The 25,018-nt window shown below is 49.1% G+C and carries 25 protein-coding genes and 1 riboswitch; of the genes, 1 reads left to right on the plus strand and 24 read right to left on the minus strand.

Annotated features, from left to right (window positions below; all coding sequences use genetic code 11):
* Position 1 precedes the first annotated feature (1 nt).
* The 3 genes from ccrA to EHO60_RS06855 form a co-directional block, all read right to left on the minus strand.
* Positions 2–1,249 (minus strand): crotonyl-CoA carboxylase/reductase, encoded by a 1,248-nt coding sequence (ccrA, locus tag EHO60_RS06845; RefSeq protein ID WP_135767983.1) that lies wholly within the window; start codon positions 1,247–1,249, stop codon positions 2–4.
* A gap of 97 nt (positions 1,250–1,346) precedes the next feature.
* The gene (locus tag EHO60_RS06850) at positions 1,347–1,943 is read right to left on the minus strand and encodes a TetR/AcrR family transcriptional regulator (protein WP_135767394.1); all 597 of its coding nucleotides are present in this window, start codon (positions 1,941–1,943) and stop codon (positions 1,347–1,349) included.
* 204 nt (positions 1,944–2,147) lie between these two features.
* Positions 2,148–2,837 (minus strand): hypothetical protein, encoded by a 690-nt coding sequence (locus tag EHO60_RS06855; protein WP_135767984.1) that lies wholly within the window; start codon positions 2,835–2,837, stop codon positions 2,148–2,150.
* 156 nt (positions 2,838–2,993) lie between these two features.
* Between EHO60_RS06855 and EHO60_RS06860 the strand changes: the two genes are divergently transcribed.
* Positions 2,994–3,680: an OmpA/MotB family protein gene (locus EHO60_RS06860; RefSeq protein WP_167880166.1), complete on the plus strand. Its 687-nt coding sequence runs from the start codon at positions 2,994–2,996 to the stop codon at positions 3,678–3,680.
* 4 nt (positions 3,681–3,684) lie between these two features.
* Here the strand turns inward: EHO60_RS06860 and EHO60_RS06865 are convergent, their stop codons facing one another.
* The 21 genes from EHO60_RS06865 to EHO60_RS06965 form a co-directional block, all read right to left on the minus strand.
* Positions 3,685–4,296, minus strand: coding sequence for a histidine phosphatase family protein (locus tag EHO60_RS06865; RefSeq protein WP_246028170.1), 612 nt, complete (start codon positions 4,294–4,296; stop codon positions 3,685–3,687).
* A gap of 20 nt (positions 4,297–4,316) precedes the next feature.
* Positions 4,317–5,270: an adenosylcobinamide-phosphate synthase CbiB gene (gene cbiB / locus EHO60_RS06870; protein WP_135767395.1), complete on the minus strand. Its 954-nt coding sequence runs from the start codon at positions 5,268–5,270 to the stop codon at positions 4,317–4,319.
* Positions 5,267–7,870: a cobyric acid synthase gene (locus tag EHO60_RS06875; RefSeq protein ID WP_135767396.1), complete on the minus strand. Its 2,604-nt coding sequence runs from the start codon at positions 7,868–7,870 to the stop codon at positions 5,267–5,269. The genes cbiB and EHO60_RS06875 overlap by 4 nt, the downstream gene beginning before the upstream one ends.
* Entirely contained in the window at positions 7,857–8,450 is a 594-nt protein-coding gene (locus EHO60_RS06880; RefSeq protein ID WP_135767397.1) for a bifunctional adenosylcobinamide kinase/adenosylcobinamide-phosphate guanylyltransferase, read from the minus strand. The genes EHO60_RS06875 and EHO60_RS06880 overlap by 14 nt, the downstream gene beginning before the upstream one ends.
* Positions 8,438–9,079 carry a histidine phosphatase family protein gene (locus EHO60_RS06885; protein ID WP_167880167.1) on the minus strand — a complete coding sequence of 214 codons (642 nt, stop codon included), beginning with the start codon at positions 9,077–9,079 and terminating at the stop codon, positions 8,438–8,440. Before EHO60_RS06885 ends, EHO60_RS06880 begins: the two co-directional genes overlap by 13 nt.
* A complete protein-coding gene (locus EHO60_RS06890) occupies positions 9,076–9,765 on the minus strand; it encodes an adenosylcobinamide amidohydrolase (RefSeq protein WP_210409324.1) in 690 nt (229 codons plus the stop codon). The genes EHO60_RS06885 and EHO60_RS06890 overlap by 4 nt, the downstream gene beginning before the upstream one ends.
* Positions 9,762–11,147: a cobyrinic acid a,c-diamide synthase CobB gene (locus EHO60_RS06895; protein WP_135767399.1), complete on the minus strand. Its 1,386-nt coding sequence runs from the start codon at positions 11,145–11,147 to the stop codon at positions 9,762–9,764. Before EHO60_RS06895 ends, EHO60_RS06890 begins: the two co-directional genes overlap by 4 nt.
* Before the next feature lie 9 nt (positions 11,148–11,156).
* Positions 11,157–11,693: a cob(I)yrinic acid a,c-diamide adenosyltransferase gene (gene cobO, locus EHO60_RS06900; RefSeq protein ID WP_425460285.1), complete on the minus strand. Its 537-nt coding sequence runs from the start codon at positions 11,691–11,693 to the stop codon at positions 11,157–11,159.
* Between the two features lies 1 nt (position 11,694).
* Entirely contained in the window at positions 11,695–12,498 is an 804-nt protein-coding gene (gene cobM, locus EHO60_RS06905) for a precorrin-4 C(11)-methyltransferase (protein WP_135767401.1), read from the minus strand.
* Between the two features lie 10 nt (positions 12,499–12,508).
* Entirely contained in the window at positions 12,509–13,966 is a 1,458-nt protein-coding gene (gene cobJ / locus EHO60_RS06910) for a precorrin-3B C(17)-methyltransferase (protein WP_135767402.1), read from the minus strand.
* Complete coding sequence (locus EHO60_RS06915) at positions 13,963–15,120, minus strand: cobalt-precorrin 5A hydrolase (protein ID WP_135767403.1); 1,158 nt, start codon at positions 15,118–15,120, stop codon at positions 13,963–13,965. The genes cobJ and EHO60_RS06915 overlap by 4 nt, the downstream gene beginning before the upstream one ends.
* Positions 15,113–15,874, minus strand: a complete 762-nt coding sequence (gene cobI / locus EHO60_RS06920) for a precorrin-2 C(20)-methyltransferase (protein WP_135767404.1) — start codon at positions 15,872–15,874, stop codon at positions 15,113–15,115. The genes EHO60_RS06915 and cobI overlap by 8 nt, the downstream gene beginning before the upstream one ends.
* A complete protein-coding gene (gene cbiE / locus EHO60_RS06925) occupies positions 15,871–17,112 on the minus strand; it encodes a precorrin-6y C5,15-methyltransferase (decarboxylating) subunit CbiE (protein WP_135767405.1) in 1,242 nt (413 codons plus the stop codon). Before cbiE ends, cobI begins: the two co-directional genes overlap by 4 nt.
* Entirely contained in the window at positions 17,109–17,774 is a 666-nt protein-coding gene (locus EHO60_RS06930; RefSeq protein ID WP_281283032.1) for a precorrin-8X methylmutase, read from the minus strand. Before EHO60_RS06930 ends, cbiE begins: the two co-directional genes overlap by 4 nt.
* Positions 17,775–17,801: 27 nt before the next feature.
* Positions 17,802–18,878: a cobalt-precorrin-5B (C(1))-methyltransferase gene (locus EHO60_RS06935; RefSeq protein WP_135767406.1), complete on the minus strand. Its 1,077-nt coding sequence runs from the start codon at positions 18,876–18,878 to the stop codon at positions 17,802–17,804.
* Between the two features lie 15 nt (positions 18,879–18,893).
* A complete protein-coding gene (locus EHO60_RS06940; protein ID WP_246028171.1) occupies positions 18,894–19,661 on the minus strand; it encodes an FAD-binding oxidoreductase in 768 nt (255 codons plus the stop codon).
* A gap of 6 nt (positions 19,662–19,667) precedes the next feature.
* Positions 19,668–20,042: a DUF3209 family protein gene (locus EHO60_RS06945; RefSeq protein WP_135767407.1), complete on the minus strand. Its 375-nt coding sequence runs from the start codon at positions 20,040–20,042 to the stop codon at positions 19,668–19,670.
* 10 nt (positions 20,043–20,052) lie between these two features.
* Positions 20,053–21,255 carry a CbiX/SirB N-terminal domain-containing protein gene (locus EHO60_RS06950; protein ID WP_135767990.1) on the minus strand — a complete coding sequence of 401 codons (1,203 nt, stop codon included), beginning with the start codon at positions 21,253–21,255 and terminating at the stop codon, positions 20,053–20,055.
* The gene (locus EHO60_RS06955; RefSeq protein WP_135767408.1) at positions 21,252–22,007 is read right to left on the minus strand and encodes a CbtA family protein; all 756 of its coding nucleotides are present in this window, start codon (positions 22,005–22,007) and stop codon (positions 21,252–21,254) included. The genes EHO60_RS06950 and EHO60_RS06955 overlap by 4 nt, the downstream gene beginning before the upstream one ends.
* An 8-nt stretch (positions 22,008–22,015) precedes the next feature.
* On the minus strand, positions 22,016–22,204 hold the full coding sequence (locus EHO60_RS06960) for a CbtB domain-containing protein (protein WP_135767409.1): 189 nt from the start codon (positions 22,202–22,204) through the stop codon (positions 22,016–22,018).
* Between the two features lie 127 nt (positions 22,205–22,331).
* Positions 22,332–22,512, minus strand: a riboswitch (cobalamin riboswitch).
* Positions 22,513–22,605: 93 nt separating this feature from the next.
* Entirely contained in the window at positions 22,606–24,708 is a 2,103-nt protein-coding gene (locus EHO60_RS06965; protein WP_135767410.1) for a TonB-dependent receptor, read from the minus strand.
* Between the last annotated feature and the right edge of the window lie 310 nt (positions 24,709–25,018).

Raw genomic sequence — 25,018 nt, forward strand, 5'->3', positions numbered from 1 at the left:
TTTATTTGATTCCCAGTCCGGGTTTTTCCGCGCCCACAAGGATGCTCATATTTCCGGCGGGGTGCTTGTTCTCTTTCATTAATTGGTGAGCTTTAGCGGTTTCTTCGAACTTGAAAGTTTGCGCGAGTACCGGATCCACTTTTTTGTCGATCACCAATTGGTTGATTCCTGCGCAGTTTTCATCGTTGGCAAAGTGGGACCCTTGCAGTCTTTTTTGCCTCATCCAAAGGTAACGTAAGTCCACGGTCGCGTTGTATCCCGTCGTGCCCGCGCAGATTACGACCATTCCTCCCGTTTCGCAAACGAATACGGAAGTGGGGATCGTCGTTTCTCCCGGATGTTCGAATACGATTTTCGGATTTTTCCCTTTGCCAGCGATTTCCCAAATCGCTTTTCCGAATTCTCTCGCATTCTTGGTCCATTCCACAAAGACTTCGGGCTTATTGATTTCGGAAGTGAGTGCGCCCCAATGCTTGAAACGATTCCTATTGATGACGCCTGCTGCGCCGAGGTTCTTACAGAATTCTATCTTATCGTCAGAGGAAACGACCGCGATAGGAATTCCGCCCGCTGCTTTTACGATTTGAATCGCCATAGCGCCTAGTCCGCCGGCTCCTCCCCAGATCAAAACCACGTCTCCCGGTTTTACATCGTTCGGCTTCCAGTGATGCAACATCCTGTATGCAGTCGCGCCGACAAGCATGTAAGCCGCAGAGGCTTCCCAGGTAAGGTGCTTCGGTTTCGGCAAGCATTGGTGGTCTTGGACCTTACAGAACTGAGCAAAGGATCCCCAGTTGGATTCATAAGCCCAGATGATTTGAGAAGGAGCAAACATGGGATCGTTGCCCTCTTTTACCCACGGATCATTTCTATCCCACATTCCGCAGTGGATTACGACTTCGTCTCCCACCTTGACGTTTTTGACGTCGGCGCCGACTTTATAAACGATTCCGGACGCGTCCGAACCTCCGATATGGAATGGTTCGGGTTCCCCTTTTTTATTTCTCGCTGCGATCACATCGACCGGATATCCGAGACCGGCCCATACGTTATTGTAATTGATTCCGGCGGCCATTACGGCGACTAAGACTTCGTCCGGACCGATTTCCGGTACTTCGATTTCTTCCTGTTTGATGGATTGGATCGGATCTCCGAACCTTTCGGGACGGATGACCTGTGCGTGCATTTTTTTAGGGACCACTCCTACTGGCGGAAGTTGGCCTACTGGTACGATTTCGGGTGCGCTCATGCGGACCAGAAAAACGTACTTACGTTCCGATACGACCAAAAAAAACCGGTTTCTCTTCTGCTAGTCGGGCGAATTTTACGGAATTTGCGTTTTGGATTCAGGGAGAATTTAGAATGAAATCGATCCTTTCTTCGATTCCTTTGACTCGATCCTCGAAAAAACGCTCGGAAGCGATGGAAAGGATCAAGCTGTGCATGGTATCCACAAGTAGGGAAAGTTTCAGGTCCGGTCGCTTGCTCGGCGGATTCCTGGAAACGGCTGCTTCCAATAATTTTCTGTATTGGGCTCCATAATGATTCGTATATTCCAATACTAGATTTTCCGGAGCGGAATACACGAGACTGAAGGGAAGTCTGGCTCGTTCGGGAAATTGCCGGACGATATCGATAATGGACTGAAAAATGGAAATGACTTCTTCTCGGAGCCCTTTGTCTTTTATGATTCTGCTCCGAATTCCGTTCAGTATCATCAGGTGGGTGGCAACCAAGGCTTTGCGAAACAGGTTCTCCTTGGAATGAAAATGGTGGTAAATACTTGGTTGTTCCAGGCCGCATTCCCGGCTGATTTCTCGGAGAGAGGTTCCGTGGAATCCTTTTCGGGCGAATGCGATAGCCGCCCCTTCCAGGATCCTTTCCCGGGAATTTCTATATTTTCCGTTGATAGGGTAGACCGGGCTACCGTCCTTTTTCTTCACCGATGAACCTCTTTTTCGAGGACACCCAGATTCGTGTCCCGTTTTTCATTTTTCGGAGGCCTTTCTTTCCGCCCACCATGTTTTCGAAACATGTATTCTTCTACGCTACAACAAATACCAGATTTCCGCAATTCAATAACAGAAGGACCGGGGCGGTAAGGGAACTTCTGAAGAAAAATCCGGAAAGTCAGGAAATCGAGCGCCTTAAAATTCCTTTTTGAATACTTCGAAATAGTTCTTAATTTCGCTTGTTCCTTGCAATCTCCCCTCCGTTCCGGGTTGGCTCGTTCCTGGGGACTGGGGTTGGTTGGCGGGATCGGTCGAGTCCCTGCCGAAGGCTGTGGACGGAGTGTACAACTGGCTCCCGAACAGTAGCTCGAAGTTGGCCACGTTAGACTCCGATTCTTCGAGGCGGATCTCCACTAGGAAATGATTTTCCCCATATCTCGCTTCCCATTCGTAAACGAATGCGGTTTCGGCCAATCCCGTGTATAACGGAGAGAGCTTTCTATCCTGGCTGTCCGAGATGAAGATCTGGACCATTACGGATTGGTCGGGGATTTCATGGGCCAAGCCGATTCCTAGTTTTCGCATCACTTTTCGGTCCTTGCCGTCCGGAAATTGCAGCTTGAAAATCACTGAGTTTCCTTTGAACACGGATCCGGTAAATTGGGATTTGCGATCTATAACGTAACCCCTTTCTTTCAACGTGGATCGTACGCCATCCACGAGGCTCCTCAACGTGGGAAGCCCACCGGTCAAGGATTCCTTAGGATGTACAGGGGTTCCTGCCGGAGTGGTTTGTGCGTCGCTCTCGGAATGTAAAATGAGAAATATTACGAGCAGAAACGGAAAGAATCCGGCCCTGCCTGGATCGAATCGGAAAAAGCGCATATGTTCCAATCAGACTAACCTCAATGCTTCTTTCTTTCCAGATTTTTTCTCACCTCGAGCCGAATTTCCGGTTAGAATAGCTTAGGATTTCGGGTGATCGATCGATAGTTTTAATATGCGTCCGCTCGAACACAAAAATCAGGGACAGGAAATGGCATGAAACTGAAAAAAAAATCTGTATCTATTCTGGTGTTTCTTCTCTTTTCGACTTCGTACTGCGTTACCCAATCCAAGTACGACTCTTTGCAAGATGCTTATAACCATAAAACCAGGGATTTGGAAGCCTCCGAAAAAGAAAGACAGGGATTGCTTCGGTCCGTAGACGACCTGAAAAAATTGCAGGAAGAGACCCAACACAGGGTTTTGGAATATAGAAACCTTCTCTCCAGTTTCAAAAGTATGATCGACGCGGGAAAATTGAAGATACGGATCGTGGACGGCAGGATGGTGGTTGTTCTTTCTTCCGACATTCTTTTTCCTCCCGGTTCCGCGAGCCTTTCCGCGAAGGGCGCTGATGCGATTCGGGAAGTGACCGGAATTCTCGCCTCTTTGCAAGGGAGAAGATTCCAAGTGGAGGGTCATACGGACGACGTTCCCACGGGAGTAAAAGGCTATTCGAATTGGGAATTGGCCTCCGCAAGAGCCTTGAACGTATTGCACACGATGACGAAGGCGGGAATGCCGGAAGACAGGATCAGCGCCGCTTCGATGGGATCTTCTCGGCCGGCAATGCCGAATACGACTCCCGAAAACAAAGCCGCGAATCGTAGGATCGAGATCGTAATCGTTCCGGATTTATCCAACCTGCCCGGAATCGAAGAACTCAAGAAAATGAGCGAGTAGAGAATTAGGGAACCGTCTTCGCGAAAAAACTTTTGGCATCCAGCCGGATTCGGAATACTTCACAATTCCGGAGATCTTCTTTCGGTTGTAGGTTCAGCAGGAAAAGCATTCTGGAAATCCAATACCCATGGGTGCAGATTCCGACTCTGACTTGATCCGGAGTTTGCAGAATGCTTTTTAGAAAGGAAAAAATTCGCCCGTCTAGTTCCGGTTTGGTTTCCCCGTTCGGAAAGCTAAAACCGTCCCAAAGGGGATCGAAACTTTTCCATTTGGACCAGGAATGAGCGCCGAAACGCGAATCTATGTCCGCAATATGTATTCCTTGCGCTTCTCCTAAATGCACTTCTCTTAATCTGGGATCGAAAAGGATGGGAATTCCGAATCTTTCGGCGAGGGGGAGAACGGTTTCTTTTGCCCTGGACAAGTCGCTGGAATATACGGATTCGATTTCGTCCGCCAAAAGTGCCTCGGATAAAATTCCTACCTGCTGCTTCCCGCGGACGGATAAGGGGACGTCCAATTGTCCTTGTAGTTTGGAGAGGGCGTTCCAATCCGTTTCTCCATGGCGAAAAACGGAAAGTATCTTCGCGGATTCGGGTCGTCGTTCCTCTTTCAAAGTTCTGATTCCTTTACCCTTTAGAGAAATAAATATAATGTGATTCTAATGGAACTGAAAAGAGCCAAGGAGATCAGCGAGGTTAAAAGAACGATTCTGTTCGCTAAAAGGATATGGATCGGGGATAAGGTCTCCGTATCGTATCCCAAAAAAGGTTTTTCGCTGGCGATTCCTTGGTAGTAGTTCGTGCCGCCTAGACGGATTCCCAGCGCTCCAGCCATGGCCGCTTCGCACAGGCCGGAGTTCGGGCTCGGATGTTTTTTTCCGTCGCGATACAGAACTCTGAGAGAAAGGATCGGGTGGAGGCGGAGAAGCGTTGCGGATAGAGAGACCAAGGGGGCCGTCAACCTTGCCGGAAGAAAATTCGCAATGTCATCCATTCTGGCGGGAAGGGTTCCGAATCTCGCGTATTTCTCATTCCTGTATCCGAAGAGAGAATCCAACGTATTTACGGACCTATAGAGCATGGCCCAGGCGGGACCGCCGAAAATCGCGTAAAACAACGGCGCGGTGATTCCATCGACCAGACTTTCCGCGACGCTCTCCACACAGGCCCGGACGATTTCGCTTTCGGAAAGGTTTTGCGTATCCCTTCCGACGATCCTTCCCACCTTTTCCCGGGCCTTTTCCAGGTTTTTTTCCTCCAAGGCCAGGTGCACCGCCTGACTATGATCCAGCAGATCTCTGAGCGCTACGGCGGTATATATTATGAAAATAGAAAATATAAATTCCAAAAAGGATGAGACATGTCTCGTTGCGACGATTATTGTCCAGGGTAGAAAGAAGGAAATTAGATAAATGCATAGGGAGGTCGCGGATCCTGCTAGGAAGGGAGAAAGGAAGATTCTTCTGGTTTTTTCTTCCAAAAAGCGCGCGGTTTTTCCGATCCATCGTACCGGATGCGGCATCCAGCCGGGGTCGCCTAACGCTAAATCCAATATTAGAGCCGAAAAAACCGCGAGCTGAGGGTTCATTTAAAACCTAGAAGGCCGTAAATGGCGGATATGTCCACGGATTCCCGAACGCCTTTGGCCAGACGATTGATCTTGGATTCCACGTCGTAATTGCAAGTCACTCTTCCTACCGGTTGCATCCCTTTTTGTACTCGGATCTTATCGATAAAATGTCTTCGGAACTCGTCTCCGTCAAAAACTCCGTGCAAATACGTTCCCCAAATCCTTCCGTTCCTTTCGGAATGACCCAAGGGACTCCCTTCGTCGGAAACGAAGGCCACCGGAATTTGCTCCTGCAGTTCCGTGGTTCCATGATGGATTTCGTAACCGTAAACCGTCTTGCCTGACGGGGAATGGATTCCGGAAACTTGTTTCAACGCCTTTTCCTTTTGGAGAGTGGTTTCCAGGGGAAGAAGACCCAGACCCTCCGATGTTCCGCGATTCGATTCGATCGAATGCGGATCGTTGATCCGATTTCCTAGAATTTGATAGCCTCCGCAGATTCCTACGATCTCGGTGGCCCCGTTTTGCACGAGGGAAAAGATAGTCTTCGCAAAACCGGAGTCGTTCAGGAATTGCATGTCCGAGGCGACGTTTTTGCTTCCACCCAGAATTAATACGTCAGGAGATCCCACGTCCTTGGGAGAACGTGCGATTCTGACGCGCACATCCGCTTCCCATCGGAGCGCGTCCACGTCCGTATGGTTCGAGATTCTAGGCGTATCGATCAGCACGACGTCGATCCGATTCCCGAGAGCGGATTTGTCGCTCAAGTTTCCGGATTTGAACTCGAGAGAATCCTCTTCGGGCAAGCTGAGGTCGTCGAAATGCGGAACCACTCCGAATACCCGTTTTCCGGTGTATGTTTCCAGATAACGTACGCCGGGAAGCAGCAATTCAGGAATGCCTCTCAGACGATTGATGATGAATCCCGAGACTAGACTTCTCTCCCATTCGGCCATGGTATCCAGGGATCCGACTAGTGCGCCGAAGACGCCCCCGTGGTCGATGTTTCCCACAATAAGCACTTTAGCTTCCGCATAGCAAGCCATATTCATGTTTACAATATCATTATTTTTTAAATTTACTTCCGATACGCTTCCTGCGCCTTCGATTACCACCGCCTCGAATTCGTCCGCCAGAGAGTCGTAGGAACGTTTGACCTCTTCGAATGCCTTCGGTTTAAATTCGGTATAGTCCCGGAAGTCCATGCCTCCGACCGGTTTTCCGTTGAGTATGACCTGGGAATCTTTTTCACTGGAAGGTTTAAGAAGGACCGGATTCATTCGGACGTCCGGAGTAACTCCCGCTGCCTGAGCCTGTAGCGCCTGTGCCCTTCCGATTTCGCCTCCTCCGGGAGTGACGAAGGAATTCAACGCCATATTCTGGGACTTGAACGGCGCCACGTCGATTCCGTCTTGGCGGAGAATTCTACAAAAAGCGGCAGCCATTAGGCTTTTTCCCACGTTCGAGGCGGTGCCTTGTATCATCAGCGCCGGAGCTTTTCTTTTGGTTTTCGGAAGCGGTCCGACGGATTCTGTGTCGTTTAGGATTTTTCGTAAGGAATCCGTTAACGTCTCGTTTTCCTTAGGGGTCCTTACTGCAACACGAATAAAATCGGATGCGATTCCTTTTGTGCCGTCGAATCTTCTGACGGATATTTTATGTTCTTTTAATAATCGATCGCACACTTCGGAAACGGAAAGTTTTTGCAGGGAAAGTTTTAAAAGGAGAAAATTCGCGTCGCCGGTAAAGACCCGAATTTGCCTGAGGGACTCCATCCCTTTTAAGAGGGAATTTTTCCAATCTTGTACGTTCGCCCGGGAGAGCCGGAAGAATTCTTCGTCTTCCGTAGCCTTTTCCAGGATTGCCGCGGAAAGTCTGTTGAGTGACCAAAGAGGCAATTCCTGTTCCAGGCGCCTACAAATACCGGGGGCTGCGACGCAAAACCCGATCCTTAATCCGGGAAGGGCAAGGATCTTCGTAAGGGATTTCAGCACGATTACGTTCGGAGAACCGTCTTTCAAAAAGGTCTTTCCCGTCGGACAAAAATCTAGAAAGGATTCATCCAAGACCCAGATCGTTTCTTTATGGCGGCGAATCAGTTCTCCGATCTTTTTCTCATCCAGGATTTTTCCCGTAGGGTTATTGGGATGTCCCAGGAGAACCAGATTTTTTTCCGTTTTCCGGCGAATCAGTAGGGCATCGAGGGCTTCATAGTCCGGTTCGAATTCGTTTTCCTCGGTTAAGAACAGTTTTTCGATCGGAATCCCGTTTTTTTTCAACACGGATTCGTAATCCGCATAGGACGGAACGAATAGGATCGCATTCGTAGAATTTAATATTCGGGGGAGGAAATACAGGAGTTCGGAGGCTCCGTTTCCTAAAACGATGTTTTCGGCTTTTACCCCCCAGTTTTTTTCCATGGAACGTTTTACGGATCCGTAATGTGGATCCGGATAATGGATCAATCTGCTGATTTGCGATCCGATCAAAGGCCTGACCCAGTCCGGAAGACCTCTCGGATTGATGTTCGCGGAAAAATCCGTAATTTCTTCAAGGACGCAGCCCAGTTCGGTCGCGATGGCGTCGACGTTTCCGCCGTGTTCAGAAATTTCCACTGGAATCGTATTCTCCTTGGTGCGGTCCGGAATTCGGTTTGAGTCTCAGCGGGATTCCGCTTACCAAAAAAAACGCCTCGTCCGACTCCGAGGCTAGCGTACGATTGCAGGTTCCCAAAAGATCCCGATAGGATCGGGAAAGCGCCGAGTCCGGAACCAATCCGAGGCCCACTTCTCCGCTCACGAAGATCACTTTTCCCGGAAATCCCGACCTCACGGAACGCAGCATCTCTGAGGTTATGGAAACGACGGTGCTTTCCTCCAAGGTTTGTCCCTTCTGCTGCGCATCGTACATCAGATTGTTGATCCACAGACTTAGGCAGTCTACGATCGTCACCGTCTCTTCCTGAGAGGAGAATTTCAGAAAAACTCCGTTCAAATCCAACGGCTCCTCCACGGTATCCCAACCTTGGCCTCTTCTTTCCTCTTTGTGTTTGAGAATCCTACGGTCCATTTCCTCGTCGATTTTCGGGCAGGTCGCGATAAAGATTCTTCGCCCGGGCAAGGTCAGGGCGGTATCCAAAGCGAATCCGCTTTTTCCGCTTCTGTTCCCGCCCGTTACGAGGATTATGCCGGCCATCTCCCCTCCGATACTGTTCCGTAGAAATTCAGTCCGACTAAACCGGCGCGACCGCTTTTATCTATTTCTAGAACGGAAACGGATCCGGAAAAGAGTCTAAATCGGACGTACTCTTTCGGAGGAAGCTCCAGAAACAGACAGATTAGAATCGCGAGAAGACCTCCGTGAGAAAAGAATATTACGTTCTTTTTATTTTCTAATTCCGTCTTTGCGAATTTCTTTAAGCGCTCCGCGCGCTCTAGAAAGGAGGATATCCTTTCTCCTCCTTCGAATTCCAAGTCCGGATCCAAAACGGAAAATCGTTCCGCATCGGAGGGCCGGGAGTTATAGAATTCCGTAAAAGACCTATTTTGCCAGATTCCGAAACGGAGTTCTTCCAAAGAATCCAAGGTCCGACATTCGAGAGAAGAAAGAAATTTCATACGTTTCAGCGACTCCGTACATATTAGCGAAGGACTCGCAAATAGGGAGACGTTTCCGGGATCCACTCTTTCCGATAAATTCCTGTCTATCTCCTCCGCTTCTTTCGTTCCTGCCAGAGAAAGTCCGAAATTTCCTCCGTCAGAAAAAACTCCTCTTCGCCGATTTTCCGTTTGGGGATGGCGGATCAAGTACAAGGTCGACTTCATTTCTTTTTCCGATCTTCCACGTTTTCTTTCCATTTGCGGATTCCGACCGTGACGACCTCGTATACGGATTTACCGATCAGGCGACCAATGTCCGTATGCTTTCCCACATAAATTTCCGCACAATTCCGATCGGGGGAAACGATCCCGATGCAATCAGTACCTGTACCGGTCGCGATTCGCCCAGCTTCCACTGGAATCCGTGCGTCTAAAACCGCCGCAGTTCTGGCTTCGGTAGCGACTGAAACGGCTTCTATGGAGGCGGATAGGCTCAAGGGAACGGAGGTTTGGATCAATAAGTTTATAGTTCCATAATATTCTAAAAGATTTGAGGATTCTGCCACATGTACGGCATTCCCCAATCCTACGGTGCCTACGACTCTGACCCAAACATCGGAGAGAGTAGATACCGATTCGGAATAGTCTAGAAGCGATGCGCTCGTCAGAAATCCGATCAAATCCGAATCGGACCTTCCCGTATCGATCAATCTTTTCCGGAAATATTGCTTCGGATCTTCCGTCGGCGAAAGATCTCCGTCGGAAACTTTATGCCAGATCGCTTTGTTCGTTCGCGCCCAGCCTTCCCCGAGTACGGTCCAACCTAACGAGAGATGCGGATCGAGAAGGTCCACTTCAAGCCAGGTTTCCCCGCTAAGAATCGGAGAGGCGAAGGGTAAAACGGGGCTCACGACTTTCTCCGGATGCAAGCGCTTACGAAATTTTCAGGCACGTTCGGATTGGAGGCCCAATGAGCGTGAACATAGGATCCGATCACGTTGTTTTGGGAATAACCTTCCGAAAAAGTCTGGTCCCCTTTTCTTTTACGAACCCTGTAGAGGGGACGAATGCCGTCTTCGTTTAATAAATTAAAGCTGGAATAACGGAATTGATGTCCCCTAAAGCGGACTCCGGCCTGGCCTAGAATACATTCCTCTTCCACGGTGGCTTCCACATATCCGAGGGCCTGGAGTTTATCGTGCATCTGTACGATCGCAGGGAGCAATCCTACCATGGGAAAACTACTTGCATCCTTCGTGCGAATCTCCTGGGACAAATACATTAATCCGCCGCATTCGGCGTATATCGGAAGGCCGCTTTTTCCCGATTCTCGGATTCCGGTCCGGATGGATTCGTTTTCGGATAATTCTCGGGCGTACAGTTCCGGATATCCTCCTCCTATGTACAGGCCGTCCACTTCCGGAAGTTTCCGATCCGCGATCGGAGAAAACGGTATCAATTCCGCTCCGGCGTTTCGTAATCTTCTCAAATTATCTTCATAATAAAAATGGAAAGCGGCGTCTCTCGCGATGCCGATCCTGCATTTCGATTTCGGAGGTTCCGAATTTAAGTCCGGACGGATCGGTTCCGTGTATTTTTTTTCGGATGCGATTTTCCATATTTGATCTAGGTCGAACCACTCCTCGCAGGTCGTTCCCCAATACTCCAGTTTTTCGGGTAAAGATTCCGTTTCCTCCGCGCTGTGCAGTCCAAGGTGTCTTTCCGGAAAAGATTGCTCCGGGGATTTCGGAAAACCGCCTAACAGTGGTAAGTCTGCGGACAGGGCCTCGCTTAAAATGGAACGATGGCTTTGGCTTCCTAAAAAATTCGCTATGACTCCCTTTACGTCCAAGCCCGGGTCGTATTGTTTCAATCCGTAAGCCAAGGCCGCGATGGTTCTGGACATTCCGCCCGCATTCAATACGACGAATGTGGGGGCTTCCAGCCATTTCGCGATTTCCGCACTGGATCCCGCTTCCCCCTTGGGCGAGATTCCGTCGAACAATCCCATGACTCCTTCCAGAATTGCGATGTCGCTCCCTCTACTTGCATGATGGAAGGTGTCTAGAACGGCTTCTCTACCCATCAACCATCCGTCCAGGTTCTGACAAGGAGATCCGGAGGCGAAGCTATGATAGGTGGGATCCAGATAATCGGGGCCGCATTTGAAGACGGACACTTTAAGTCCTCTTTTTTGGAATGCTTTACACAACGCGAGTACGGTCGTAGTCTTTCCGACTCCACTGCTCGCTCCGGCGATCAGGATTCTAGGAATTCCGGTCTTGCCTTCCATTTTATTTCCTTAAAAGTCGATTCCGATCTGAGCTTTGATTCCGGACTGGAAAGGATGTTTGACCGAGCGGATTTCGCTTATCAGATCGGCCTGCTGCAAAATCGATTCCGGACAGTTTCTTCCCGTTATGATCACGTGGACTTGGGAAGGACGTTCTCGAAGAATACGAACCGTTTCGTCGACTTCCAGCCAACCGTAATGGAAGGCGTAGGTGATTTCATCCAAGACGACGATATCATATTCTTCGCTCAGGATCATTTTTTTGGAAAGATCCCAAGCCTGTTTAGCGGCGGTCTTATCCCGATCCAGGTCGTCGCTTTCCCAGGTGAACCCTAAACCCATGACGTGGAAGTCGAGTTCCGGAATCGTCTTGGCGAATTTCCTTTCCCCGGTTTCCCACTTTCCCTTGATAAATTGCACGACTCCGCATTTTTTTCCCCGGCCCAATGCGCGAAATACGACTCCCAATGCGGCAGTAGTCTTTCCTTTTCCGTCCCCAGTATTTACGATCAAGAGGCCGTGCCGATTCTGATTCGATTCTTCCAAGTTATTCCTTTGCTCCATTCGTTTCCGCGAAGGGTGAGGATTCGGAATTCTTTTTTCTCTTGCGATACTTATGCGAAAAATCCGGAGAATAAAGGCGGGAATCGGCAAAATCCTCGCAATCTAGAACCTTCCCTACGAATACGATTGCGGTTGCGTTTATTTTTTCCTCTTTGGCTTTTTGAGCTATGTCGGATAATGTTCCTCTGATAATTTTCTGTTCCGGCCAGGATGCTTTTTGAACGATCGCCGCCGGGCATTCTTCCCCATAAAACGGAATCAGTTCTTCGGTTACTTTTTTCAAAAGTGTCGCGCTTAAAAAGAACACCAAAGTAGCTTCGGAGCGGGCCAATGTTTCGAGTTTCTCTTTTTCCGGCATCGGGGTTCTTCCTTCTGCGCGGGTGATGATGACGGTTTGGGAAACTTCGGGCAAGGTAAGTTCCTTTTTTAAGGCGGCTGCGGCGGCGGTAAAGGAGGAGACCCCCGGAACGATTTCATAGGGGATGCCGAGAGCGTCCATCCTTCGCATCTGCTCCGCAGTGGAGCCGAAAATGGACGGATCGCCGGTATGCACTCTCGCAACGTCCTGTCCTTTGTCGTGGGCGTTTTTCAACACGTCCATGATTTCGTCTAAAGTCATCTTAGCAGAATCCAGGACTCTTGCCTCTCGATTTGCCCTTGCGATCACGCGTTCCGGGACCAATGATCCTGTGTAAAGGACGATAGGGCAGGTCTCGATCAGTCTTGCGCCCTTTAGTGTGATGAGTTCCGGATCCCCGGGACCCGCACCGATAATATAAACTTTCATTATGATTCTCTTATGAACATTTCAAAATGCTTTCGCGAACGATATTCCAAACAGGTAACGGCATGTTTCCTATCCATCTTAGGTCGGAATATTCGCTGCCTTTCCAGATCACTTTGTCGCTATTATCCCGAACCAAAGTAAAAAGTCTTTCGCTGATGGAGGAGTTTCTATAGACGGAAAATTTTTCGTATATGTCTTCCGGATTCGTTCCGCCTTGTACCAGATAAGGGAAGGGGAAATTTTCCGCGAGCTCCCTGTTTCCGATTCGCAGCTTGACGCAATGGCCGATCGTTTCCTCCGGGGTAAAAAATCCGAAATCCTCGAAATTACATGGTTGTTTCAGGTTACCGATTAGATAATATTCTCCGTCGGTTTCGTAAAGGATAGCACCGGCTAATCTTCCCAATCTTCCGGTACTTTTCGTTTCGATTCCTAATTCTTTCGGTTTTTCGGCGGATTTTACCGTTCCCTGGAGAAACTGGATCGCTTTTAAGGCGGTTTGGACGGATTTGTCCTGAGGCAATTCCTCAGGTTCCGACTCCCGGCTTTCCTCTTCGTCATATACTGAGGTGGCGGTTTTTACGAAAGCGCCTGTAATTTTAGTAATATTTAAAGTTCTTTCCCCGCTTCTTTCCGGTTGAGAATGAAGAGAACCTTCCGTGCGGAGAGAAAAACCTTTTCTTTGTCCCGTATGAATCTCTCCGTTTTCCAAGGAATACTTATTCGTATATCCTCTAGGAGTCACAAAATACCCTTCATAGACGAAACTGTTCGTGGACCCGACGATGACCGTCGTATTCATTCCGATTTCGAATTCCAGGAAATGTTTCAGATCGGAAAGGACCACGCTTTGGCGTCTTCTATAGGCGCTCTTTACCAATGCGACGGGAGTTTCCGCAGGCCTGTATTTGCTTATAATCTCGGCGGCTTCGAGAATCTGTCTTTGTCTTCTGCCCGACGCGGGGTTGTACAATGAGATAACGAAGTCTCCGCTAGCCGCTGCTTCGATCCGTTTCGCGATCACCGGCCAAGGCGTGAGAAGATCGGATAGGGAGATTCTACAGGAGTCGTGCACTAGAGGAGCCCCGACAAGAGAGGCGCAGGAGTTATCTGCGCTGATTCCTGGTAAAATCCTTATTTCGGGGGAATCTCCCCGCTTCCATCCTATTTTTCTTAACACTTCGAATACTAGACCGGCCATTCCGTAAACGCCTACATCTCCCGAAGAGATGAGTGTGACCTTTTTTCCGGATGCGGCGGCCTCTACAGCGGCCTGTGCTCTTCCGATCTCTTCCGTCATTCCCGTTCTTGTTACCTGCTTGCCGGTAAGAAGGTGACGCACTAAACCGATGTAAGTCGAATAGCCGATGACGTACTCGGATTCCCGGATCGCATTTAAAACTGCCGGAGTGATGTGAAGGTCGTCTCCAGGACCGATGCCGACTAGATTCAAAATTCCTTCATTCATTTGTGCGCCTCCTCTTTAAGCGTAGGGATCGGGGATCGTGCGGCGAACGGAATCCTCGCGACCGCGACGGTGAGATTTTTGCCTTCCGGCGATCCTTTGTATTTTTGTTTCGGAACGAGAAGGGAAGAAGCCCCCGAAGCTAGAAGAGCGGCGGCTTCGCTGACCGATCTGGTTTCCACGTATTTCAGAGCCGTCTCGGAAGGGGTAAGAATTCCTTCGACTCGGTCCAATCGATCCGCGGGATAGGTTAAAAATTCCCATCCGTATTTCCGAGCCAATTCAAGGAAAGCGGTTTCGTCCTTTTTTTTATCTACGCTGGCAATCGCTTTTATACTTTTGAAACTGAATCCGTGTTCATCTAGTGTTTTTCTGATTCCGGCATCCGCGTCTTCGAAAGTAATATCACGGTCGCAGCCTAGGCCTAAAATCAGACTCTTGGGATAGTAAATTACTGAATTATTATATAGCTCCGGATTTTTGTCTTTGATCCGGATTCGATCCGTGGCTAGTAAAACGATTTCGTAGCGGCCAGGATCCGCGTTTTCCATACTGGTACTATATTCCACACCTTTGGGAAGAGGCTTGTCCATAGGCCACCAATTCGCCTCTCCGGCTTCCTGCACGAATAATACGGGAGCCTCGTTTACCACCGCCGCACAGGCGCGAGTAACGTTTCTGTCCGCGTCCTCCAGATTCCAGCCCAATTCTCTTCCTAGAATATCCACTGTTAAGGTTCCGGATACGTCCGAAGCGGTCGTCACTACGGGAGTGCTTCCTAGCACATCGGCGACGATATTGGTGAAGGCGTTTCCCCTTCCCACATGGCCGGAGAGAACGCAGATGGAAAAGAGAGCCTTGTCGTCCACGCAGACCACGGCAGGATCGACCTTTTTGTTTTTAAGCAGCGGTGCGATCATACGGACCACAGCGCCTACGCTTATTACGAAAATATGGCAATCGTAAGCGTTGAAGGTCTCCCTCAGAGTGGAGTCCATAGGAAGGGAAAGTAACAGCGAATCCTTCGGCCCTTGGTCGATGAACTTAGGGGAAACGTAGATATCCGCGCCGGAAAGAGATTGTTTAAGTTTGGCTCCTGCCGTTAACCCGTGTTTGGTGATACAATAAATGGCATAAGGCTTTCTGGATTCATTCATGGGTCTCTCCTCGCAGAACCCCTTTTCGTTTACGTATGGAAAGAACGACCGTGGAGAAGTAATCGCAATTCTGGTTTTTGATCGTATCTAAATCAGCCACTATGTTCTGCTTATCCGTGGTCGCGTAGGATACGTAGGAGGCGTTTTCCATTAAGTTCAATTCTTTTAATATACCGACTAGTTCGGGGATCTTTTGACCGACCTTGGTGAGTACGATCGTATCGAAGTCCTCCACAAGACGAGGAAGATCTTCGAGTCCATACGTCGCAGGCAGGACGCAAAACCTTTCTCTTCCGTCGGCCAAAGGAATTCCTAATTCGGCCGGGATCGCTGTGATGGAACTCACACCGGGAACGATTTCTATTTCTATTCCCGGCCACCTTTCCGGAGCCTCTTCCCTGAGATAATTCCATGAACTATAAACGGAGGGATCTCCCTGGGTGATGAAGGCCACGTTTTTTCCCTGTGTTAATCGCATTCCGATTTCCTTAAATGCCTTATCCCAGGCGGGAATCAGAATTTCAGGGTCTTTGGACATGGGAAAGTGCAGAAACAGTTTTTCCTGCTCCGCGTTTTCGCGAACTAATGGGGAGCAAACCCTCCATGCGAACGAAGGGAGATGCTCGCTGCTTTTGGGGATAGCCAACACTTCTACTTCGTTTAATATTGAAACTGCGCGCAGAGTCAGGAGGTCCGTTGCGCCGGGTCCTACACCGACTCCGAATAATTTGCCTAAGGTTTTCGTGGAATTCATGTCGCTTCCTGTAATGGTTTCGTTGCGCTAAAAATATGGATGGGGTTCAATGCCTCGTACCGCAGATAATCGGCGAGTTTTTGTCCCCTCGAAATGTTCATAAGAATGACTTCTTGGTCTATTCCTAAGGATTTGAAAGTGGAATAGGCCTCAGAAACGTTGTCGAGGGTGATCGCGTTGACGACGATCCTTCCTCCGGGATTCAGTTTTTGGTACGAAGTTTCGATGATTTCGGCCAGACTTCCTTTGGACCCGCCCACAAAGACACAATCGGGGGCGGGAAGATCCATGATCGCCTCCGGCGCACGGCCATGTATTACGATTACGTTATCCGTTTTGTGGGAGAGAACGTTTTCCTCTATGATCTCGATTCCCTCGGGATCGATTTCGACGGCATAGACTTCTCCGTCGTAAGCGAGATGCGCCGCTTCCACGGAGACCGAGCCGGAACCGGCTCCTATGTCCCAGACGATCGAATTCGGTCTGATTTCGAGAGCGGCGAGGGAAAGAACTCGGACCTCTTTTTTTGTGATTAGTCCTTTCTTCGGAATCCGTTTTGCGTATTGCATTTCGTCCAAATACGGCACGGTCGCCGGGATCCGTTTATCGGATTCGTCGCGGATCAGGATCAATACGTTCAGGTCGGAAATGTCCGAAGCCTCACATAATTCTGAAATCGTGAATTTTCTCGCAGTTTCTCCCGCGCTTCCTAAATTCTCGCAGACGTAAGCGATCCACTTTTCCTCTCCGTACTTCTTCATATACTTCGCTATCGCGGAAGGACTATTGGAAGCATCGGTGAAGAAGCCTATTTTATTATGAAACTTTAATTTATTAACGAAGCCCCTCATTTTCCTGCCGTGCAAGGAAATGATTTTGGCGTCTTCCCAATTGATTCCTATTTTGGAGAAAGCCCTTTGCATGGAACTTGGAGCCGGAAGGAATTCGACATGTTCGGCTCCGATCTTTTTACGGATCATTCTTCCGATCCCGTAAAAAAGGGGGTCTCCGGAAGCCAAAACGCAGACCGTGTTTTCCTGGCAGAGTTCCGCGATTCTGTCTATGGCTGAAGAGATATTTTCCTTGAGCACGATCCGTTCCCCTTCGAATTGGGGAAAAAAATCCAGATGTCTCGAACCTCCCGCTAGCACGGTGGACATTGCGATCGCTCCCATCGCGAGACTCGACAGACCTACGCAACCATCGTCGCCTATTCCGACGACCACTACCGCTTTCAATTCGAGTCTCCTTTGGATGACAAGAGAAGGAGAGCATGAATGATCGCGACCGCGATCGTGCTCCCTCCTTTTCTACCCCTGGTCAATATGTAAGGCACGGGTTCGGGCATTTCCAATAGAGCTTCTTTGGATTCCGCAGCGGAAACGAAACCCACGGGAACTCCTAAGACGAGGGAAGGCCTGATTTTTTCTTCCTTGATCAATCTTACCAATTCCAAGAGCGCTGTCGGAGCGTTGCCGATCGCAATGATTCCCCCATCCAAAAGGCCCAAGCTTGCGGCCTTTCGCATGGATTCCACAGCTCGTGTGGAATCGAGTTCTTTGGCTTTTGAAATAACGTCCGGATCGGAGATAAAGCAGTGAGTCTTACATCCGTAGGAATCCAAACGATCCTTATTCAGACCGATCTGAATCATCTGAACATCACACACGATATTGCATCCGTTTTTTAGAGCGGATATCCCGGATACCACCCCTTCCGGATGGATTTTTACGAGCTCCTTGAATTCGAAGTCCGCAGTCGCGTGAATCACTCTGCGCACTACTTCCCAATCGTCGGGGGAATGGTTATGAGGTCCGGCTTCCCGATCGATGATTTCGAAGGAGCTGTTTTCAATGCTTCGACCCAGCGATGTCATTTGTCTCATATCGTTTACGTTCATTCGGGTTTCCTCGCTTATCGAATATAATTACGCGACGTACTGTCCTAGTGGAATTCCGTCGAAGTCTACGAGATGGCAAGACACTTTCAGATCCGCACCCGCGTGTTTGGTACAGTTTTCGGATACTTTTTTGCAGAGGACGGAAAGCACGTCCATGTGGCCCGTTTCTTTCCAAAGTTCCAGAACGTGTCTAGCGGTGTTCGCGGTCTTGGTCTCCGCGCAAACCTCTTCTGGAACTCCTTCCGTTCTTGCGATTTCCGCCAAGAGTTCGGTGTTAACCGAAGAACCTGCTCGGTGAGTCATCATAACGCCGTCCGCCATCTTGGAGAGTTTTCCGATCATTCCGACTACGACTACGAATTTCATGCCTTCTTTCGCGGCGCTTTTTAATCCCGTTCCGATAAAGTCGCCTACTTGTATAAAGGAGGCTGGTTCCAGATTCGGAAACAAATCCATTGCGAACTTCTCCGATTTTCCGCCGGTGGTGAGTACGACTGTGTCCGCTCCCAATTCCTTTGCGACGGATACTGCCTGGATGACGCTCGCTTTGTACGCCGCAGTAGAATAAGGCTTTACGATTCCCGTAGTGCCTAAAATGGATATTCCTCCGACTAGGCCGAGACGTTCATTCATCGTCTTTTTAGCCATATCGAGTCCGCCCGGAACGCTGATCGTTACTTCCGCTCCCGTATACTCGGATCCATTCAGTTCTTCTAATACCATTTCCGTGATATTCTTTCTAGGAACCGGGTTTATGGCGGGGCCTCCGATCGTCAGTCCGAGTCCGGGCTTCGTTACGGTAGCGACACCTTCTCCGCCGATCAGTAAGATTTCATTTCCGCTGTTGAGGCGGACTTCGGCGACCAACTCGGCGCCATGAGTACAATCGGGATCGTCACCCGCATCTTTGATTATGCTGCAAACCGCCGCTTCCCCGTTCGATTCGCATCGATGCAATTGAAAGGTCACCTTACGCTTATTGGGCAACGTCGTTTCTATTTCGGAAAGCAATTGGTTTGTGACCAATACTCTTACTGCGGCTTTAGCCGCGGCCGCCGAGCAAGCACCTGTCGTGAACCCTTCCCTTAATTCCTTTCCCGCCATAGAATTCGAGTACCTTTAAACTTCCGTCCGTGTCCTATCCTCTTTCAGTTCTTCCTGTCGAAAATAGGATTCCGATCCGATCGTTTCCCTTCCGATTCCTTTCGTTTCCAAAAAGGAGGCGATCTCGTCTAAAATCCGGCCGTTTCCGCTTAAAAAGAAATTCGAATAGGAATCTCCGGCATTCAATATCCAGCGCACAAAGGAAAGGGCCGAATCTACGGACCAAGAGTCGCCGGTGGATCGGACGGGAACGAATTCGACACCCGTCGCGTTTCCGATCCTTTCTTCCCGGATCCAATCCACTAAGAACGGATCTTCATGTTCGCTTAACAACCACACCAATTTGGTCGAATCGACTCGGTCTTTGAATTTTCCGGAAGAGATCAGGCTGATTGCGGAAGAAATTCCGTTATCGGTCGCAAACAGGAGGGTTTTTCCGGTGTTAGGCCAGGTTTCGTTACCGGCGAATTTTCCCCAGGGACCCGAGAATTCGAAATCGGCTCCGATCGGGCATTCGGAAAGATGATTGGATACGCGACCTCGGTGTACTTTTCTAATCAGAAGTTCGAATCGATTTTGATCGGAATCTTTCGAAAAGATAGTGTAGGCTCTCTTGAGTTTCTTTCCTTCCTCACCCGCGTCCAGACCGGAATTCAAAATGACATATTGTCCTCCGCAGAAATTCAGAGGGTTATCCTTCGGTAAGGAGAACGAATACAAATCGTATCCTGAACCTATCGGAATTCTGGATTCCAGAGTCGCTTTTTTGGGAGGAGTCGCCACGAACGATTACCCGGGATAGATTTCGTGCACCAAATCGTGCATTTCTTCGAGATCGTTAAACAATACATTCAAATTTCGGAATGTACTTTTCAGTTCCAGCTCCACTTTCTTGGTCAGGATAAGAAGGGATCTGTAATATGAAAGTTTCGGATCCGTCGGACCTAAACTCGCGATTTTTTCCTCCAGTTCCGTCAGACTGCCTTCGTAAAAACGCATCAGTGACTGGAAGTCTTTGGCTTCGGATAGGCTCCGGATCGGTCCCGGAGTCGCTATCACGTTTTGTCCGATTTCGTTGATTTCGTGGATGCGAACCGCTTCATCCTGAAGACCCAATATGTTCATCATTCCCAATCTTAATGCGGCTATCTCGTGGCAGGCCATGATTCCTCTCCTATTGCATGATCGAATCCACTAATCTGGATACGATTTTGTCGTTTAATAAATGATCCTGTACTATCTCCGGGGCGTCAGGTTCCTGCACCCCTTGGTACCAGATTCCATCCGGGTAAATCACGAGAGAAGGTCCCTCTCCGCAACGACCCAAGCAGGATACTCTAGTTACCCTGAAATCCTTCTGCTTTCCCGAATTCTTAATTTCGGACCTCAGCCTTGCGATCAGACTGCCACTTCCCTTGTGTGCACAATCTATATTATCACAGACTAATACGTGTTTTTTCAGGTTCGGGTGTGGATAAGCGTGAGGAGCGGCTTGGGAATGAGTCTCCATATGTCGCACGCTCCATAAAAGCGCTTTAAGTCCTCCGACTTTATCGGTAAGGCCGGGAAGTTTTTCCCTATACTCGCAGGTGGCGCAAGGGAGACGACCGGTCCCAAGAATCGCTTCCCGAATTCTTTCATCCAGGATCTCGTGGACGATACGATCGGAACCGAAATGTCCTGCGATCATAGTGCGGATCCACGGATAGTTCGTTGAGAAGGAAGACAAACGCTCGGACGCTACCGTGATCAGCTTTCCTCCGAAGAGGAAATAGGGAAGAACCAGTATCCTTTCCGGACGGAGTTTTGCGGCGATTTCAAGGCTATCCTGGAGCTGAGGTTTCGTTATTCCGATGAAAGTAGGCATAACGAAATGATAATAGTTGGATTCCTCGAAGAGCCGAACTACTTTATAAAAATCTGAATTGGCATCCGCATCCGAAGATCCTCTTCCGACCACCAAGACCGCGGTTTTCTCGGGACGACTTTCCGTCCTCTTGAGCGCCTCCCGGGTTCGTAGGTGGAGCAGCTCCAGCATTTTAGGATGGACTCCGATGGCGCTGGAGGGGAGAAATTCCGTATTCGGAAATTGTCGGCTGACCTCGTCCAGTACCAACGGAATGTCGTTTTTGGTATGTCCGGCGGAAAAGAGGAAGAGAGGAACAACGACGATCCTGGAACAGGATTTGGCGAATTCGTTTAACGCGGATTTGAAATCCGGGGCGGCCAATTCTATATAGGCGCCGCGAACTTCCAAGTCCGGCCTTCTTGAGGAATAATCGGAAACGAATCTTTCGAATTCCTCGTTCGAGCCGGGTTCACGGCTTCCGTGACCGACGATCAGAACGCCGGTCCGACTCGAAGAGGATCCGTTCACGGCTTCGCAAATCTCCAACGAGTGTCCGCTTTCCGAAAGAGAAAGAATACGGATAAGCTAAACCAAAAGGCCGCGTTTACCGCTAAGCTGGAATAGAAAAAGCGCGTCTCCAATTCCAAAGGCGCCGTACTATTATGGGATTGCGCCGGAGTTCCTAGAAAGAAAGGAAAAGAGGCGATCAAAATTCCTGCTGCGAATGCAGGAAGTCGTTTCCAAAAAGCGATTCCGGTTTTGGAAACTAGAAAGGAAGTCGCTAAAATTCCGAGAAGAGAACAAAAGACGGATCCGGACCACCAAAAGCGCCGAGCGGAAAACGACTCTTCCGCACCCGCATTGCCGGGCAATTCCGGAGGAGTTCCAAACGCTGGAATTCCGTGAAAGACGGCGAATCCGAGGAAGCCGAAAAGAAGAACGGATTTAAAAGAGAAGTCGGGACGGAAGTCGCCGGAATTGCCGCGTAAAAGATTCAGGATTCCGGAAAAAAGAGCGCTTAAAATTCCGAAACCCGATCCTAACAAAGCGCAACCCAGTACGGTCGGTACGAATTGGTGTATGAAATTTTTATTTATGTCGGTTTCCGAAGCGCTTCTACTGTGGAGGGTCGCTGCTCCGTGGGAATGGCTATGCCCATCCTCATAAAGTTCCGCTTCCCAAATGAGTGGGCTGGTGATAAAAAGAAATAAAATTCCCCAAAGGACACCGGCTCCGATCCCCGCCCAAAACCCTCTTTTACAGAGGGCGAGTAGGGACATTGGGTCGTTTAATGGCACGGAAATCCTGCTGCGTGACGGAGATCGTGGAAAGTATCGTGAACCGCTTGCATCGGTTCCAAAGCCACGATATAAATCGCCCCGAACGCAAAAAGCGAAATGCCGAAAATCAGAAACAAAGAGTTCCAATTGGCTGATATTCTCTGGAGTGAATTTTGAAGAAGGCTTACTGTGCGCATTTAAGTTCTCCCGAAGAGTATTAAAATGGTTTTTTGCATATGTACGATCCGTAAAAAGAATCGTTCAATGTCGTTTTTGTTCTGAGTTGTTTTTTCACGGAAAACAGCCTTAAAGCCGAAGCTGATTCTCGTTCAGGGTTTTTTAGGGCGTCTTCTGACTCGAGTTCATCCTACTCGGAGCGTCTTCCCAGATTTCTCCAGTGACATATTGCTCCTTTTGTCCCTCTTACAGCGGCGGTACCGTGATGGAATTTCACCATCTTCCACAAACGCGAGGCGTTTGCGTGCCTAAAACAAACTATCCGAGACTCTAGACTAATTCGAATCTTTGGATTTTGCATACAACTTTTTTGCCTTCCTGCCAAAAAAGAGTCGCTTTTCCCTTTAAACGGACTCCTTGGTCAGTATTTGATACTCAATGAAAATCTAATGTTTCTTGGCATAACCGGATGAGTTAGAATGTCGTTATAACCCCCGCTGTCCGGACCGGGGGCTTCGTTTTTCAATAATGTCGGATAATAATATTGGACCTGACTTGCGGGTGTATTCGTCAGGTTGAAGACGTCCAACTGGATGGAACAGGAATCGCCTATGTGTTTTCCGATTTGAAGGTTCCAGAGAGTGCTCGGAGCCGATCGTACCCAGTCGCTTTCGATCAAAGCTCTGGGGCCGAAATAGCGTACACGAATCGATCCGAAAAATTCCCAGCGATCGAAGCTGATTCCGGCGGCGAACACCTTGCCTATGGCTTGTGGAACGTAATTCCCGATCGGATCGTATTTTCTGTATTTCGCCTTCGAAATCGAAACGTCTAGATCTACCGTCAACCAGGAGGAGAGAGAATAGAGATTGGACCATTCGACACCTTTTCGCGTACTGGGACGACTGGGGCTGGTGGTACCGTCATCTCCCGAGTAGACTAATTCTGAGTCTAAATCCAATCTCCAGAAAACCAAAGAGGATTGTAGTCCCGGAAGAATCATGGTTTTCATTCCTACTTCGCTTCCTCCGGTTCTTGCAATAGGACTTACTGTGGTATACGGAAGTAAGAGACCTTTCGCATCGTTGCTATGAAAACCGTAACCTCCGTTCAGATAAAAATCGAACCCTTTCCAAGGGCCGAGATTCAAACCCGCTTTCGGGTTGGTCGTCTGTGCCCGCCGGATCGTGCTTCTATTCGTTAAATCGTCAGCGACGTTGAAAAAGAATGTATCGTTTCGTACTCCCGCAAAGGCCTTGATCTTGTTCGTAAAGGAAATCCTATTTTCATAATATACGGATGCGGAGCTTTCGATGACCCGATCCAATGTTATCCTTTCCAGCCTGGATCTTGCCTGGGTGTGATAAAGTCCCGTGTGGATATAATCCCTTCTGAACTGTACTCCGACCGTGTTTTCGGACTTGAAAGAGCCGAGGAAGAGGGTTCGACTGTAGGAAGCCTTCCCCCCTCCTATGGATCGCCGATCCTTTTGTTCGACCTGGTCCCCGTTTACGGGATCGTTTAGAAAAAAAGTGAAATCGGAAAACAGGTCGAGGTCGTAATACGTTCCGTACAAAAGCGCCTTCATCTCCGAATTCGCCGTCTTTTTGTGGGCTTCGGCGGTAAAGCTCGCTCTTCGGGAATGTCCTCCATCATTCGGATCCTCCGCATCGTACCGGTTCAATCCTCCTGCATCCGCGTTCAACCAGGATCTTCCTATTTTCAGGGCTCTTTGCGGAATCTGATTCGTAGCATGCCAAGAGCCTCTATATCCGGAAAATTGGACGGACATCCCTTCCGAAGCGTCTCCGAGACTATAACCCAAAAAGGAATTCAATTTATTATAACGATCCGGAATGGTCCAAGGGCCGTTGTAATGGGAATATTCCCCCGCATACAAGAGATTTCCGGATCCGATCCTTTTCGATTCGGCAAAAACCGTACGCTTGAAGCCGAGACTCCCTCCCTCGATCTTGATCAGACTTTTGGGAAGAGACTTGAAATAATTCATCCGCATTGCGCCTGCCGAAGAAAAATCCCCTTCTTCGACATGATAGACTCCTTTCTTATATTCGATTTCCCGGACTAGTTCCGGGATAATGAAATTCAAATCCGTATAGCCTTGCCCGTGAGCGTGGCTCGGATTATTGATCGGAACTCCGTCGATGCTCGATGCGAAATCGGTTCCATGATCCAGATTGAATCCTCTCAAAAAAAACTGGTTGGCTTTTCCTCCTCCACTGTGTTGAGTTACGATCACTCCGGGTATGGCTTCGGCGAGTTCTCCCACGTTTTGGATGGGTCTAGCCTTTAATCTTTGCGAATCGATCCTGCCCTCGCTGGCGGATCTGGAATCCGCCTTGCCTCGGACCGTAATTCCTTCGTTCTTTGCGTTTGTTTGTCTAGAAGAATCGCTTTTGGCCGGAAGTTTGGATTTTTCCTCTATTTCCGTTTCCGAAAAAGCGATTTGTAGCGGTAAGAAGAACGCCAAAGCGACGGCGAAACGTCTGAAATGAACTTGCATCGATACTATCCCCCTTGAAACGGGGATTCACAAGTTCATCATAATATGATGATATATGCCTTCGATTTCTGCAAGGGTATACCCTGCTGGATCAATGACACAATGGAAACCCCGAAGCGCTTTTCGGGGGCCCTTCGTAAAACGGACTAGAACGCGTTTACGAGATACGATTCACCCAGACCACGGGGTTATAAAAATCGCGGGGAAGATCTGGCTTACGCAATCCGTAACTTGGACGGAACGAAGATTGCGATCACAGTTGCGGGTCAGCGAGGGAATTTCACCCTGCTTCCTCCCAGAAAGCTACGGA

It is taken from the genome of Leptospira fletcheri, assembly GCF_004769195.1.
GTDB classification, from domain to species: Bacteria; Spirochaetota; Leptospiria; order Leptospirales; family Leptospiraceae; genus Leptospira_B; species Leptospira_B fletcheri.